The organism is Streptomyces sp. NPDC006516 (assembly GCF_040611875.1).
Lineage (GTDB): Bacteria > Actinomycetota > Actinomycetes > Streptomycetales > Streptomycetaceae > Streptomyces.
Window position 1 is genome coordinate 45,095 of the sequence record NZ_JBEXPD010000004.1, and the last position, 14,899, is coordinate 59,993.

At 72.9% G+C, this 14,899-nt stretch carries 12 protein-coding genes; 6 read left to right on the top strand and 6 right to left on the bottom strand.

What is annotated here, in order from left to right; genetic code table 11:
• Positions 1-123: 123 nt before the first annotated feature.
• A complete protein-coding gene (locus ABZY45_RS14525) occupies positions 124-1,590 on the bottom strand; it encodes a GuaB1 family IMP dehydrogenase-related protein (protein WP_356739762.1) in 1,467 nt (488 codons plus the stop codon).
• Between the two features lie 294 nt (positions 1,591-1,884).
• Here ABZY45_RS14525 and ABZY45_RS14530 point away from each other — a divergent pair, with 294 nt between their 5' ends.
• Positions 1,885-2,937 carry a terpene cyclase gene (locus ABZY45_RS14530; RefSeq protein ID WP_356739764.1) on the top strand — a complete coding sequence of 351 codons (1,053 nt, stop codon included), beginning with the start codon at positions 1,885-1,887 and terminating at the stop codon, positions 2,935-2,937.
• A 79-nt stretch (positions 2,938-3,016) separates the two neighbouring features.
• Here ABZY45_RS14530 and ABZY45_RS14535 read toward each other — a convergent pair whose 3' ends face one another.
• Both ABZY45_RS14535 and rpe read right to left on the bottom strand, forming a co-directional pair.
• Positions 3,017-4,003, bottom strand: a complete 987-nt coding sequence (locus ABZY45_RS14535) for a sugar-binding domain-containing protein (protein ID WP_325748069.1) — start codon at positions 4,001-4,003, stop codon at positions 3,017-3,019.
• A 139-nt stretch (positions 4,004-4,142) separates the two neighbouring features.
• Positions 4,143-4,826, bottom strand: a complete 684-nt coding sequence (gene rpe / locus ABZY45_RS14540) for a ribulose-phosphate 3-epimerase (protein WP_356739766.1) — start codon at positions 4,824-4,826, stop codon at positions 4,143-4,145.
• Positions 4,827-5,485: 659 nt separating this feature from the next.
• On the opposite strand from rpe, the gene ABZY45_RS14545 reads away from it, so the two are divergent.
• The 4 genes from ABZY45_RS14545 (at position 5,486) to ABZY45_RS14560 (ending at position 9,324) form a co-directional block, all read left to right on the top strand.
• A complete protein-coding gene (locus ABZY45_RS14545; protein ID WP_356739768.1) occupies positions 5,486-6,379 on the top strand; it encodes an ABC transporter permease in 894 nt (297 codons plus the stop codon).
• A 75-nt stretch (positions 6,380-6,454) separates the two neighbouring features.
• Positions 6,455-7,507 (top strand): ABC transporter substrate-binding protein, encoded by a 1,053-nt coding sequence (locus tag ABZY45_RS14550; protein WP_356739770.1) that lies wholly within the window; start codon positions 6,455-6,457, stop codon positions 7,505-7,507.
• Positions 7,491-8,327, top strand: coding sequence for an ABC transporter ATP-binding protein (locus ABZY45_RS14555; protein WP_356739772.1), 837 nt, complete (start codon positions 7,491-7,493; stop codon positions 8,325-8,327). The genes ABZY45_RS14550 and ABZY45_RS14555 overlap by 17 nt, the downstream gene beginning before the upstream one ends.
• A gap of 61 nt (positions 8,328-8,388) precedes the next feature.
• Complete coding sequence (locus tag ABZY45_RS14560; protein ID WP_356739774.1) at positions 8,389-9,324, top strand: TauD/TfdA family dioxygenase; 936 nt, start codon at positions 8,389-8,391, stop codon at positions 9,322-9,324.
• Positions 9,325-9,419: 95 nt separating this feature from the next.
• Here ABZY45_RS14560 and ABZY45_RS14565 read toward each other — a convergent pair whose 3' ends face one another.
• Both ABZY45_RS14565 and fmt read right to left on the bottom strand, forming a co-directional pair.
• Complete coding sequence (locus tag ABZY45_RS14565) at positions 9,420-10,853, bottom strand: transcription antitermination factor NusB (RefSeq protein ID WP_356739776.1); 1,434 nt, start codon at positions 10,851-10,853, stop codon at positions 9,420-9,422.
• Positions 10,854-10,989: 136 nt separating this feature from the next.
• Positions 10,990-11,922, bottom strand: coding sequence for a methionyl-tRNA formyltransferase (gene fmt, locus ABZY45_RS14570; protein ID WP_356739778.1), 933 nt, complete (start codon positions 11,920-11,922; stop codon positions 10,990-10,992).
• A gap of 238 nt (positions 11,923-12,160) precedes the next feature.
• On the opposite strand from fmt, the gene ABZY45_RS14575 reads away from it, so the two are divergent.
• Complete coding sequence (locus tag ABZY45_RS14575; protein WP_356739780.1) at positions 12,161-12,673, top strand: hypothetical protein; 513 nt, start codon at positions 12,161-12,163, stop codon at positions 12,671-12,673.
• Positions 12,674-12,708: 35 nt separating this feature from the next.
• Here the strand turns inward: ABZY45_RS14575 and ABZY45_RS14580 are convergent, their stop codons facing one another.
• Positions 12,709-14,853: a primosomal protein N' gene (locus ABZY45_RS14580; RefSeq protein ID WP_356739782.1), complete on the bottom strand. Its 2,145-nt coding sequence runs from the start codon at positions 14,851-14,853 to the stop codon at positions 12,709-12,711.
• Positions 14,854-14,899: the final 46 nt, after the last annotated feature.

Consider the following 14,899-nt stretch of genomic DNA (forward strand, 5'->3'; position numbering starts at 1 on the left):
ACAAACAGTCACCCAGCGGTCATCGACGTACAGAAGTCGACTGCGTACAGAAACAGGTGCCCCTTCCGGGAGACTCCCGGAAGGGGCACCTGTGGAGCACGGCGGCCGACAGCCGCCGCGCCGTCAGCTCCAGCTGGCGTGCAGCGGCTTGCCCTCCGCGTAACCGGCGGCGCTCTGGACACCCACGATCGCCTTCTCGGCGAACTCCTCCAGCGAGGCGGCGCCCGCGTAGGTGCAGGACGACCGCACACCGGCGATGATCGAGTCGATCAGGTCCTCCACACCGGGGCGGGTGGGGTCGAGGAACATCCGCGAGGTGGAGATGCCCTCCTCGAAGAGCCCCTTGCGGGCACGGTCGTAGGCGGACTCCTCCGAGGTGCGGTTCTTGACCGCGCGCGCCGAGGCCATGCCGAACGACTCCTTGTAGTACCGCCCGTCGGCGGACTGCTGGAGGTCACCGGGCGACTCGTACGTCCCCGCGAACCACGACCCGATCATGACGTTGGACGCACCGGCGGCAAGGGCCATGGCCACGTCGCGCGGGTGCCGGACGCCGCCGTCGGCCCAGACGTGCTTCCCGTGCTTCCTCGCCTCGGCGGCGCACTCCAGCACGGCGGAGAACTGGGGCCTGCCGACACCGGTCATCATCCGGGTGGTGCACATCGCGCCGGGGCCCACACCGACCTTGATGATGTCGGCGCCCGCCTCGATCAGATCGCGTACACCCTCCGCCGCCACGACGTTGCCCGCGACGATCGGCACCTGCGGGTCGAGCGCGCGTACGGCGGCGACGGCGCTGATCATGGACTCCTGGTGGCCGTGCGCGGTGTCCACCACCAGGGTGTCGACACCGGCGTCCAGGAGCTGCTTGGCCTTGCCCGCGACGTCGCCGTTGATGCCGACCGCGGCCGCGATGCGCAGCTTGCCGTTCGCGTCGGTCGCGGGGGTGTAGAGCGTCGCGCGCAGCGCGGCCTTGCGGGTGAGGATGCCGACGAGCCGTCCGTCCGCGTCGACCGCGGGAGCGAGCTTGCGGTTGGCTCCGTCCAGTCTGTTGAAGGCCTCGCGCGGGTCGATCTCCGCGTCGAGCACGACGAGGTCCTTGGACATGACCTCGGACAGCTGGGTGAAGCGGTCGACACCGCTCAGGTCGTGGTCGGTGACGACGCCGACCGGCCGGTGCTCGGCATCGACGACGACACCGGCGCCGTGTGCCCGCTTGTGCAGGAGGGACAGCGCGTCGGCGACGGTCTGGCCGGGGGCCAGCACGATCGGCGTGTCGAGCACGAGGTGGCGCTTCTTGACCCAGCTGATGACCTCGGTGACGACCTCGATCGGGATGTCCTGGGGGATGACGACCAGGCCTCCGCGGCGGGCGATCGTCTCCGCCATGCGGCGGCCCGCGATGGCGGTCATGTTCGCGACGACGAGGGGGATGGTGGTGCCGCTGCCGTCGGGCGACGAGAGGTCGACGGCCTGCCGGGATCCGACCGCGGAACGGCCGGGGACCATGAAGACGTCGTCGTACGTCAGGTCGTACGGGACCGAGGGGGAGGCCGTGTAGCGACCGGTGCCGGGTTCAAGAAAACGCATAACACCCATTTTTTCATACGAATCGGTGCAGGTCGCTTCCACGAAGACACAGCAATGCGCCCCCTCGTTCGTCGGTTCCTCCAAGGAGCCGCTTCGGGGACCGGGCAAGTGGAACCCTGCCTTACCCATGGACCTTACCCGAACAGGATTCGAGCACTCCCGATCATTATCCCTGGACCAGGTGACGAAGGGTCAGGTAGCTTCAAATTCGCAGGTCTCTGGGGTAAAGGCAACGCCGCCCGACAACCGGAACACCTGCCACACGCTCGACCGGAGAGGATGTGGGGTCTGCCTGTGGAGAGCGAACTGCCGGACATCTACTGCCCGTTCCCCCAGCGGAGTAATCCGCACGTGGAACACACCCGCGAGCATCTCGGCACATGGACGCGACGCACCGGCCTGGTCCACCGGGAGGCCGCCAGAGAGCGGTTCGAGCAGGCCGACTTCGGCGCATTCGTCGGCATGGTCTACCCGACGGCGAACGAGGAGCATCTCGATCTGGTCGCCGACTGGTTCGTCTGGCTCTTCCTCGTCGACGACCAGCTGGACGACGGTCACCTCGGACGCGACCCCGAGCGGGTACGCCATGTGGTCGAACGCATGCGCGCCGTGGTCGAGGGCACCGCCCCCGGCCTCCTGCCGGACGAGGAGGCCCCGGCCGCCGTCGTGGCCCTGATCGATTTGTGGGAACGTACGGTCCCCAAGGCCGCGCCGCACTGGCGCAGCCGGTTCTCATGGCACCTCATGGCCTATCTGACGACGGCCACCACCTGGGAGGCGGGCAACCGCGCCGCCGACGTCGTGCCGTCCGAGGCCACCTACATCACCCGGCGCCGGCACACCGGGGCCATCCACGTCTGCATGGACCTGATCGAGATCGTGGCGGGCATCGGCGCGCCCGAGTGGGTCCACAACGATCCCCGCTTCATCACGGCGCTGGAGGCCTCCTGCAACGTCGTGTGCTGGGCCAACGACGTCTATTCCTACGAGAAGGAGCAGGTCCTCGGCGAGATCCACAATCTCGTCCACCTGGTCCGGCACCATCGGGGCTACGGCAAGCAACAGGCACTCGAGCACGTGTGCGCCGAGATAGCCACCGAGACGGAACGGTTCCTCACGGCCGAGGAGGAGCTGCTCGAGCTGTACCCGCAGCTGGCGGGGGTGCTCGTGCCCTATCTCGACGGGATGCGGAGCTGGATGCGGGGCAATCTCGACTGGTCGCGGCAGACCCCGCGCTACAACCCGGACGCCGTCAGCCAGTACGCGGAGCCGGGGGCGTATCTGGAGGAGGCCGTACTGGGCGTGCGCACGGAGCACGCGCGGCAGACGGCGGGCGAGAGCCGCTGAGCCCGGACAGCACGGAGGCCGGACCCCCGCCCGGGTGTCCGGCCTCCGTGCTGTCCGGCCTCGGCCGGCGTGATCCGTCTCAGTCGTCGGGGTCGGCACGCTCCAGCGCCGGGCGCTGGCCCGCGGCGGACTCCGTCAGGAGGTAGTCGGCCGCCGCCGTGTCCGTGACGAGGCTGGTGACCAGGCCCGAGCGGAGTACCGCGCCGATCGCCGCCGCCTTGCGCTGGCCGCCGGCGATGGCCACCACCTCGGGAATCCGGCGCAGCCGGTCGGCCTCCACCGTGATGCACCGCTCGCCGAGATCCCGGCCGACCCTGCGGCCGTCGGCGTCGAAGAGGTGCGCCGACATCTCCGCGGCGACACCGAGCGAGGCGTAGTGGCCGCGTTCCTCGTCCGAGAGCATGTCGTGGACGGTGGAGATGCCCGGTTCCCACGACCCGATCGAGACCGCCGCCACCGTCACCTTGTCGAAGTACTCGAAGGCGCGTGCGATACCCGTCTGGTGGCGCAGGGCGGCGGCCGTGGCCGGGTCGGGCAGCAGCATCGGGGCGTAGATGGGGTGCGCCTCGCCTCCGGACACCTGGGCCGCGCGACGCACCGCCTCGACCGACCCGCGCTCCGCCGTCCCCGCGTCGTAGACGCCGGTCAGCTGCACGACCGTGCACGGCGGCAGCCGGTCGAGGGCCGCCGCCATGTGGATGGTGGAGCGGCCCCAGGCCAGCCCCAGCACATCTCCCTCGTTCACCAGCTCACCGAGCAGATCGGCCGCGACCTCACCGAGGTTCTCCGGGTCGGCGGCGTCGTCCTGCTCCTCCGCCGGGGATTCGACCACGACAGCGTGCCGCAGGCCGTAACGCGCCCGGAGCGCGTCGGAGCGCTCCGCGTCGAGCTCCGCCGGTACCCGGATCTCGATCCGTACGAGATCACGCTCGAGGGCCGTCTCCAGAACCCTGGCCACCTTGAAGCGGCTGACGCCGAACTCCTCGGCGATCTGGATCTTCGACTTTCCCTCGAGGTAGAACCGGCGGGCCATGGCCGCCGCCTGCACCAGCTCCGCGGGTCCCATCCGCATGGCTGACCGACCCGCCGAGATGCCAGACACCGCGATCTCCTCACTGCTGTTCACACGCCCGATACGCCGCTCATCCTGTCAGATCCGGCGATCCTTGATCCGGCCCGTCGGGCCGCGTTCATCTGCTCTTGTCTCAGTGGCCGCACGCCCAGGCGGCCGCGGCCGTGGCCGTGTCCGCCTGCGCGCGCAGCGCCCGCACCGCCTCCGCCGGGTCCTCGGCCCCGTACACCGCCGAGCCGGCGACGAACACGTCCGCGCCCGCCTCGGCGCACCGCTCGATGGTGGTGGCGGAGACGCCGCCGTCTACCTGCAGCCACAGTTCGAGTCCGTGCTTGGAGATCAGCTCACGGGTGCGGCGGATCTTCGGCAGCATGATGTCCAGGAACGCCTGGCCGCCGAAGCCCGGCTCCACGGTCATGATCAGCAGCATGTCGAGCTCGGGGAGCAGGTCCTCGTACGGCTCGATGGGCGTGGCGGGCTTCAGCGCCATGGAGGCGCGGGCCCCCTTCGCCCTGATCTCCCGCGCGAGCCGCACGGGCGCGGCGGCGGCCTCCGCGTGGAAGGTCACCGACCCCGCACCGGCCTCGACGTACTGCGGGGCCCAGCGGTCCGCGTCCTCGATCATCAGGTGGCAGTCCAGCGGGGTGTCCGTGGCCTTGCTCAGGGCCTCGACGATGGGCACCCCGAGCGTCAGGTTGGGCACGAAGTGGTTGTCCATGACATCGACATGGAGCCAGTCGGCGCCATCGACGGCCTTCGCCTCCTCGGCGAGGCGGGCGAAGTCGGCGGACAGGATGCTGGGGTTGATCTGGGCCATGCACCCAAGCCTGCCATGCTCCGCGCCACTTCCCCGCCTCGGTGCGCCCCAAAGCCTCACGGGATCATTACGGTTCTCACGATCCCGGCCTTTTCACCCCGCGATTCCGTCTCCCGGAGCCGGCCGGGGAGGCGGCTCCGGCGGGCAGGGTGGGATCCCACCGCCCTCACCGTCTCCCTTCCTCCCCTCCGCCCCGCCCGCTCGGCACACCCCGCGGGCCCCGCGGGAGCGGTCGAACCCGCCTCGGGCCGTACCAGGGCGCGGACAGCCTCTGGTGCCGGCCTTGAGGCTGTGTTAGAAACGCTGCGTGATCAGCGACCAGTTCCTGAGGGAGCGCCTCAGCATCGATCTCTGCCGCGTGACCAGCTGCTCCTGTTGAGCCTGGCCCGGCAGCGCTGAGCGCTTCCAGAACTGTGCGGCGTCGTCCGCCCGCCTTCCGGCCGCCCCTCGGGTGAGCCGGCGATCCCCTCCAGAACTCCGTCCGCGAGCCTGACCGGACCTGTGTCCGCGTACGGCGAGCCGGCGCACGCACGTTCTGCGGGGCCCCTCCCCCGTTGCCGCGGGCGCCCCACTCCGCGCCCCGCACCCGCCTGCCCGGCCCCGTCCGCCCGTTTCTTTCGGCGGCCGGGTGCCTTCGGCACCTCCCGACGGAGCCCGCCATGACCACACCCACGACGGAGCAGCGGCCACCCGGCCCGGCACCCTCCCGTGATCCCTCGGCCGTACCCCCGCCGAGCCGCCGCTCGCCCGGGAGCACCGCCGAGAGAACCGCACGGCTGCGGCGCGTGGGGCTGCGGCTCCTCGCGCTGGCCGTACTGCTCGCCCTCTGGCAGCTCGTCACCACCCTGCGCCTGTGGTCGCCGTTGCTGGTGCCGCCGCCGTCGGCCGTCTGGGACGCGCTCGTCGCGGCCTCCGGCACCCATGACGGGGTACGCGGCTACCAGGGCCACACTCTGATCGAGCATCTGGGCATCAGCCTGCGCCGGATCGCGATCGGCGCGGGCGCCGGTGTCCTGGCCGGGCTCGTGGCCGGGGTGCTGATGGGCACGCTGCCCTGGGTGCGGGTGGTGTTCGAACCAGCGGTGGCCTTCCTCCGGACGCTGCCGCCGCTGGCCTACTTCAGCCTGCTGATCATCTGGTTCGGCATCGACGAGGCACCCAAGCTGTGGCTGCTGGCGATCGCCGCCATGCCGCCCGTGGCCGTCGCCACCGCGTCCGCCGTCGCCTCCGCGCCCGCCTCGCTGGTGGAGGCGGCACGGGCCATCGGGGCCCGCCGCTCCCAGGTGGTGGCCTCCGTCGTCCTGCCGTCCGCGCTGCCGGAGATCCTCGTCGGCGTACGGCTGGCGTTCGGGATCGCGTACTCCTCGGTGGTCGCCGCCGAGACCGTCAACGGACTGCCCGGCATCGGCGGCATGATCCGTGACGCCCAGCGCTACAACCAGTCCGACGTGGTCGTTCTCGGGCTCTTCGCCATCGGTGTCTCCGGCCTGCTGATCGACGCGCTGCTGCGGGGTGCCGAGAACCGTTTCGCCCCCTGGCGCAGGCTCTCGTGAGCCACCTGCGCCGTACCACCCGAGCTTCCTGCCCGTGCGGATCCCACGATCGACGAACGAACGAAGGACTACGCCATGCCCGGAACACGCGGTCTGCGCCGCACCTCCCTGCTCGTAGCGGCTCTGGGGGCTCTCGTCGTCACCACGGCCTGCGGAACCGGCGGCGGAGGCGGTGACGGCCAAGGCGGCGGCAGCACGATCCGGATCGGCTACCAGGCCTTCCCCAGCGGCGACTTGATCGTGAAGGAGAAGGGCCTGCTGGAGAAGGCCCTGCCCGGCCACACCGTCAAGTGGATCAAATTCGACTCCGGGGCGAGCATCAACACCGCGTTCGTCGCCGGCTCGATCGATCTGGCCGCGATCGGCTCCAGCCCGGTGGCGCGCGGACTGTCCGAGCCGCTGAACATCCCGTACCAGGTCACCTGGGTCCTGGACGTCGCCGGTGACAACGAGGCGCTGGTGGCCCGTGACGGCTCCGGCATCGAGGACGTGGAGGACCTGGTGGGCCACAAGGTCGCCACACCCTTCAGCTCCACCTCGCACTACAGCCTGCTGGCCGCGCTCGACAAGGCGGGAGTAAACGCTTCGAAGGTGGAACTGCTCGACCTCGAACCGCAGGACATCGTCGCGGCCTGGTCGCGGGGCGACATCGACGCCGCCTACGTGTGGCTGCCCACGCTCGACGAACTCGGGAAGACCGGCAAGACCCTGCTCTCCAGCCGGGAACTGGCCGCGTCCGGGAAGCCGACGCTGGACCTCGGGGTGGCGTCCACCGCCTTCATCGAGAAGCAGCCCGAGGTGATCGCCGCCTGGCGCAAGGCGCAGGCACAGGCCCTGGACCTCATCCATGACGACCCGTCGGCCGCCGCCGACGCCGTCGGCAAGCAGCTCGGGATCGACCCCGGCGACGCCGCCACCCAGCTGAAGCAGGGCATCTTCCTCAAGCCTGCCGAACAGGCGGACGACAAGTGGCTGGGCCGCCCCGGAAAGGTCGGCGGACTGGCGGAGAACCTGCACAGCGCGGCGGAGTTCCTGGCCGGGCAGAAACAGATCCCCGCCGCGCCGGAGCTCTCCGAGCTGGAGAAGGCCGTCTACGTGGAAGGGCTGAGCGATGCCGTCTCCGGATGACCCCCGCGAGAACACCCGGGACGGTGCACGGGAGGCCGGACCCGCGACCGTCACTCCCGCCGTCTCCGTCCGTGACGTGACCCATCGCTACGGTCGCGGCCCGGACACCGTCACGGCCCTCGGCCCGCTGTCGCTCGATGTCCCGGCCGGCGAGTTCCTGGTGCTCGTCGGCCCTTCGGGAAGCGGCAAGAGCACACTGCTGCGGCTGATCGCCGGCTTCGAACGGGCCTCGTCCGGTGACGTGAGCGTGCACGGCGGGGCACCCGAGCCGGGGCGTCAGGCGGGAGTCGTCTTCCAGCAGCCACGGCTGTTCCCCTGGCACACGGTCGGGGAGAACATCTCCCTGGCGCTGCGCTACGCGGGGATCCCTCGAGCCGAACGCCCCTCACGCGTCGAGGAGTTGCTGGAGCGGGTCGGTCTGGCCGGCACCGCCCGGCGCAGGACGTGGCAGATCTCCGGGGGCCAGCAGCAGCGGGTGGCCATCGCCCGGGCCCTGGCCGGCGGCAAGGACCTGCTCCTGCTGGACGAGCCGTTCGCCGCGCTGGACGCGCTGACCCGTGAGCGCCTCCAGGAGGACCTGAGAACGGTGAGCGCGCGTACGGGGATCACCTCGGTCTTCGTCACGCACAGCGTGGACGAGGCCGTCTTCCTGGGCACCCGCGCGGTCGTCCTGAGCGGTGGCCCGGGCACCGTGGCCCTGGACGTCCCGATCCCCCTGCCCCGTACGGGCGCCGACGACCCGGACGGGCTACGCGGACTGCCGGAGTACGCCGCGTTGCGCGCCGAGATCGGCGCAGCCGTACGCGACGCGGCCCGCTGATTCCCCGGGGCCGCCCGTCCCGGCGGGCGGCCCACACCCCCCGACGGAGACAGGAGTCCCCATGTCCCTCACCACGCCCCTCGGTCCCGCCCCCGCACTGCGCTCCACCCGGCTGCCTCCGGACGGACTGTACGAGGGCACCCGCGAGCTGCGCAGGCTGGCGCCGGGTCAGCCCGACCGGCCCTACACGCTGTTCGACGTCGTTCCGCTCGGGCCGCTCATCGGCGCGGAGATCGGCGGTGTCGACCTGACCCGTCCGCTCACGCCGGCCGTGCGCGGGGAGCTCGACCGGGCGCTGCTGGAGTGGAAGGTGCTCTTCTTCCGGGGGCAGCACCCCAGTTCGGCCGAGCAGCGTGCCTTCGCCCGCAACTGGGGCGAGCTGGAGACCAACCCCCTGCTGGCCACCGGCGACGATCCGGAGGTGGCGCGCTTCGACCGCTCGGCCACGCCGAGTTTCGAGAACGTCTGGCACACCGATGTGACGTTCCGCGAGCGGCCCGCGCTCGGCGCGGTCCTCCACCTGCGCGAGGTGCCTCCCTACGGCGGGGACACCATGTGGGCCGACATGGCCGCCGCGTACGACAACCTTCCGCCGGAGACCAGGGCACGTCTGGAGGGGGCGCGGGCGGTGCACGACTTCGTGCCGGGGTTCGCGCGGTTCACCCCTCCGGAGCGGCTGCTCCCCTTCCAGGACCGCTTCCCGCCGGTCGAGCACCCGGTGGTGCGGACGCATCCCGCCACCGGACGCCGGATGCTCTTCGTCAACACCTCGTTCACCACCCGGATCGTGGGCTGGGACCAGGAGGAGAGCGACCGGATGCTGCGGCTGCTCTTCCAGCAGGCACACGTCCCCGAGTACCAGGTGCGCTTCACCTGGCGCGCGGGTGACGTGGCGTTCTGGGACAACCGGGCGACGCAGCACTACGCGGTGAACGACTACGCCCCGCACCGCCGGATGGCCGAGCGTGTCGCCGTCGCCGGGGACCGCCCGCGCTGACCGGGAACCCGCGCGACCTGAGAGCCCGTGCGGCACCGCGCCGCGTCGGTCCGTACGGAGCCGCTCGGCGCCGGCCCGTGCGGCACCGCGCCGCGTCAGCCCGTTCGGCGCAGCAGGGCCAGGTACATCGCGTCGGTGCCGTGCAGGTGCGGCCAGAGCTGGATGTCGGGCCCGTCGCCCAGCGCCGGCACTCCGGGGAGCAGCGGACGGGCGTCGATCCACTCGGCCTCGGCCGGTGCCCCTCCCCGTCCCTTGAGCACGTCCTCGACGACGACACGCGTCTCGGCCAGATGCGGCGAGCAGGTCGCGTAACCGACCACCCCGCCGACGCGTACGGCCTTCAGCGCCTCGCGCAGCAGACCGCGCTGCAGGGGTGCGAAGCCCTCCAGATCCTCGGGCCGGCGCCGCCAGCGGGACTCGGGGCGCCGGCGCAGTGCGCCGAGGCCGGAGCACGGGACGTCCATCAGGACCCGGTCGAAGGAGCCGGGCCGCCACGGCGGCCGGGTGCCGTCGGCGGTGATCACCTGGTAGGGCCCGGGGTTGCCGGCGAGCGCGCGCTCGACGAGCCGGGCCCGGTGCGGCTGCTTCTCGGCCGCGAGCAGGGTCGCGCCGCGCCCCGCGGCCAGCGCGGCCAGCAGCGCGGCCTTGCCGCCCGGTCCCGCGCAGCCGTCGAGCCACCGGCTGTCCTCGCCCTCGACGGGCGCGGCGGCCAGGGCGGCGGCGACGAGCTGACTGCCCTCGTCCTGCACACCGGCGCTGCCGTCCCGCACAGCGGCCAGGGCCCCGGGCTCGCCGCCCTCGGCCATCCGCACGGCGTACGGCGACCAGCGGCCGGGCAGGCCGCTCTCCTCGCCGAGGGCGTCCAGCAGTTCGTCGGGGGTCGAGCGGCCGGGGCGCGCCACCAGCGTGACCTCGGGCCGCTCGTTGTCCGCCTCCAGCAGGTCCTCGATCCCCGCGCGGCCTCCGCCGAGGGCGTCCCAGAGCGCGGAGACGACCCACCGGGGGTGCGAGTGGACGACGGAGAGGTGCTCCTCGGCGTCCTCCTCGTACGAGGGGGCGACACGCTCCATCCAGCCGTCGAGGTCGTGCGCGGTGACCTTGCGGAGCACGGCGTTGACGAACTTGGCGCGCCCCTCGCCCAGCACCACCCGCGCGAGCTCCACACTGGCCGAGACGGCCGCGTGGGTCGGGATGCGGGTGCCGAGCAGCTGGTGCACACCCATGTTGAGCACGTCGAGCACCGGCGGGTCCACCTCGCGCAGCGGCCGGTCGATGCAGGCGGCGACGATCGCGTCGTAGGTGCCCTGGCGGCGCAGCGTGCCATAGACCAGCTCGGTCGCCAGCGCGGCGTCCCGGCCCTCGAAGTCGCCCTTGGCGCGTGCCTTCTTCAGCAGCGGCGGGAGGACGAGGTTGGCGTAGGCGTCGCGCTCGTCGACGGCCCGGAGCACCTCGAAGGCGAGGAAGCGGACCGGGTCCTTCTTCGGGCGGCGGTGGGGCTTGGCGGGACGGCGACGCTGCTGGTCGTTCACGTGAAAGGTGCTCCGCTGATGGTGAGGGGGCGATCCCGTCCAGCGTACGTCGCCGGTCCCCGCCGGCCGGTCCCGAGGCCGCCGACGGGTCCCCGGGCCGGGCGGCCGGTCCCGAGGCCGCCGGCCGCCCGGGGCCTCAGAGGCCCAGCAGCTCCCCGTGGGCGATGCGCACCCCGCGGGCCCAGTCGGCGGCGCGCATCGGCTTCTTCCCCTGCGGCTGCACCCACAGGAGCTCCACGGCGTGCGAGCCGGTGCCCACGTACACGTTGTTCTTGCCCACGGACAGCTCGCCCGGGGCGAGATCCGTGCGGTCGAGGACGGGCACGACCTGGACCAGCTTCAGGCGTTCCCCGCGGAAGAGGGTCCAGGCGCCCGGTGCGGGGGTGCAGCCGCGCACCACGCGGTCGACCCGGAGGGCGGGCGCGGACCACTGCACCTGGGCGTCCTCGACCGTGATCTTGGGGGCGAGCGTCACGCCGTCGGCGGGCTGCGGGACGGCGTGCAGGGTGCCGTCCTCGATACCGTCCATGGTCGCGGCGAGCAGCCCGGCGCCCGCGAAGGCGAGCCGGGTGAGCAGGTCGCCGCTGGTGTCGGTGGGCCGGACCTCCTCGGTCAGGACGCCGTACACGGGTCCCGAGTCCAGCCCCTCCTCGATCAGGAAGGTCGAGGCGCCGGTGACCTCGTCCCCGGCCATCACGGAGTGCTGCACGGGCGCGGCCCCGCGCCAGGCGGGCAGCAGCGAGAAGTGGAGGTTCACCCAGCCCCTGGCCGGGACGTCCAGCGCGGTCCTGGGCAGCAGTGCGCCGTAGGCGACGACGGGGCAGCAGTCGGGTGCGATCTCACGCAGCCGGGCCAGGAAGTCCTCGTCGCGCGGCCTGACCGGCTTGAGCACCTCGATCCCGGCCTCTTCGGCGCGCTCCGCCACGGGGCTGGCCACGAGCCGGCGCCCTCGCCCGGCAGGGGCGTCGGGGCGGGTCACCACGGCGGCCACCTCGTGGCGGCCGGAGGCGATCAGGGCGTCCAGGGCGGGAACGGCGACCTCGGGGGTGCCTGCGAAGACGAGCTTCATGGGTGGCGGACTGCCTCTCGGGCCGGAACGTACGTGGCGAGCAGCACACCAGTCTAGGGCCTCGCGTGAACCCGGCCACGGGGAGCGTACGCGGGCGTCGTGCGCCCCGCGCACATGCACATACGCCCCTATTGCGTGACCACATGGCCGGGTGACGCGTTGGTCAAGTGAGATTGACCGAAGTGGACCGCCCTCACGCGGTCCGATCCCTTTCAACGCCGGTTCGAGAGGCTTCTTCATGGCCGACCACGCAACCCACGACGCCCAAGCGCGTGCCAGCCTGCACCTGTTGGTGCGGGACATCGAGCGGGTCCGGCGGCAGGTGGACGCCCTGCGCACCCTCACTGCGCAGCTGGGCAACGTCTACCGTCCGCGCCGCTCCGGCCCGTCCGCGGGCTTCGTCGTCTACGGGAGGGCGCCGGCCCCGACGGTGCGGCTGGCCCAGGAACTGCGGGACAGCGTCGAGACGCTGGTGACGGCGGCGGTGGACTTCGACCGTTCGCTGGGGTTCTCGTGGGACGCGGTGGGTTCTGCCCTCGGCGTCACCAAGCAGGCGGTGCACCGCCGTTACGGCGCGCGCCGCAACACCCCGCAGCCGGGGTCGGCGGAGGCGGCTGCCGAGACCGTGAACCGCCCGCTGCCCGCGGCGCAGAACTCCTCCCCCGCGCTGCCCTCCGTGCCCGCGGCCCGCTCCATGCCGCCGCAGCCCTCGGACCGCCCGGGAGCGTTTCCGGGGCCCCGTAACGGCTGAGGAGCGCCAGGACCCAGGACCCGGCCCAGGCGTCGTCAGCCGATGTCCAGGGGGTCGATCCTGATCCGTACCGGATCGCCGGTGCCCTTGGCCGTCCGGGCGGCCTGTGCCGTCTTCAGGGCGGTCGCCAGCGCCGCGCCCCGCCCCGGCGGAACCCTGATCAGCGCCCGCTCCCAGGTGTCGCCGGGCGGGGCGTCACCCTGCCTGCGGGGCCTGCCGGGAGCGGCGCCCGGCACCTGTACCGGTCCGAGCACCTGCGCCTCAGGGGGCAGCTCGGCACCCGCGAGGAAGGCGGCCACCGCCTCGGCGGGGCCTGTCACCGAAGCCATCCGGGACACGGGCGGGAAACCGAGCTCGGCCCGTTCCGCGAGCTCTCGGCGGGCATGGCCGACCGGGTCCCAGCGGACCAGGGCCTGGACGGGCCGCAAGGTCGGTTCGGCCACGATCACGACCGTGCCCCCTTCCGGCTGGCCCCGCACCAGCGCGGCGGCGGCCGTCCAGCGCCGCAACGCCTCCTCGCCGGCCCGCAGGTCGGGCCTGCCGACCATCGCCCAGCCGTCCAGGAGCAGCGCAGCCGCGTACCCGCCCTCGGCCACCGGTTCGGCCCCGGGGGTGCTGACGACCAGGGCCGGCTGTCCGGGCACGGAGTCCAGCACGTGGTCGCGGCCCGACGTCCGCACGGGAACGGCCGGGAACGCCCGGCCCAGCTCCTCGGCGGTCCGGCGGGCCCCGACGATCTGCGCCCGCAGCCGCACACCGCCGCAGGCGCCACAGCTCCAGGCCGTTTCGGCGCGCCCGCACCAGGCGCAGTCGAGCTTCCGCTGGTCCGGCGCTTCCAGGGGACCCGCGCAGTGCCGGCACCGCGCGGGTTCGCGGCAGCGCTCGCAGGCCAGTCGGGGGGCGTACCCCCTGCGCGGGACCTGGACGAGCACGGGCCCGCTGCGCAGTCCGTCCCGTACTGTCTGCCAGGCCAGGCTGGGCAGTCGCGCCGAGCGGGCCGCGCCGTCGCGTGCGAGCTCCCCGTCGCCGACCGTACGGACCAGGGGTGCGGCGATCCGCAGCTGGTCCCGGTCCGCGCGCAGGGGCAGGGCCCAGCCGCTCTCGACCAGCTGCGCGGCCTCGACCGTGCAGGTCGTCCCGCCCAGCAGGAACGCACACCGGCCGTGCGCGGCCCGCAGCTCCAGAACCTCCCTGACGTGCGGGAAGGGGGCGTTGTCGTCGCTGTGGCTGGAGTCCCCGTCGTCCCAGACGGCCACCAGCCCGAGATCGGTGACGGGGGCGAACATGGCGGCCCTCGTGCCGACCACCGCGCGCACCGATCCGCGCCGGACGGCGAGCCACTGGCGGTAGCGCTTCTCGGGGCCTGACTCGGCCGTCAGCAGCGCGTGCCGCCCCTCCCCCAGCACCCCGGTCAGGGCCGCGTCGACCCGCCCGGCACTGCGCCCGTCCGGTACGACGACGAGCGCGCCGCGGCCGGAGGCCAGGGTTGCGGCCACGGCGCGGGCGATCTCCTCGGGCCAGTGCGGTCCGGGCAGCGCGGTCCACACGGCGCGTGGCGCCCCGCCCTCCGCCAGAGCCCGCAGGAAACCGGGCCCCTGGGCGTAGCGCTCCCAGGTACCTGGTTCCGGAGCGGGCGGGGGCGGAAGGGGCGCGGGCGACGGTTTGGACTCGGCTCGGCCGTTCCTGGGCGGCACGGCGAGCTGCAGCACATCAGCGAGGCTGCCGGCATAGCGGTCGGCGACGGCCCGGGAGAGCTCCAGCAGCTCGGGCCCGAGCACCGGCTCGGGTGAGACGACGTAGGCCAGGGCGGCGAGGGCGCCCTGGTAGTCCGAGGAGGCGCGCCGCTCGATCAGGAAGCCGTCGATGAGACCGCCGCCCTCGCGCCGCCCGCCGCGGACCTGCCGGCCTCCGGCGCCGAACCGGACCCGGACGCGGACACCGGGCTGTGCCGCGGCGTCGAGCTCCTCCGGGACGGCGTAGTCGAAGTACTGGTCGAGGTGGAGCGCGCCCTTGTTCACCAGGACACGGGCGACCGGCAGCTCCGCGGCCAGCGCAGCTCCCCGCCAGGTCCTGGGCTTGGCGCGCGGCACCTTGGCCTGGCGCACCGTCTCCCGGATGAGCGCAAGCTGCTCCGGGGCCCCTGCGCCGGGGTCGTCGGACCGCTCGTTGTCGCTGCTCACAGCCAAATTCCTACCAGACGCCACCGACAGAGGCGCCGGACGGCGA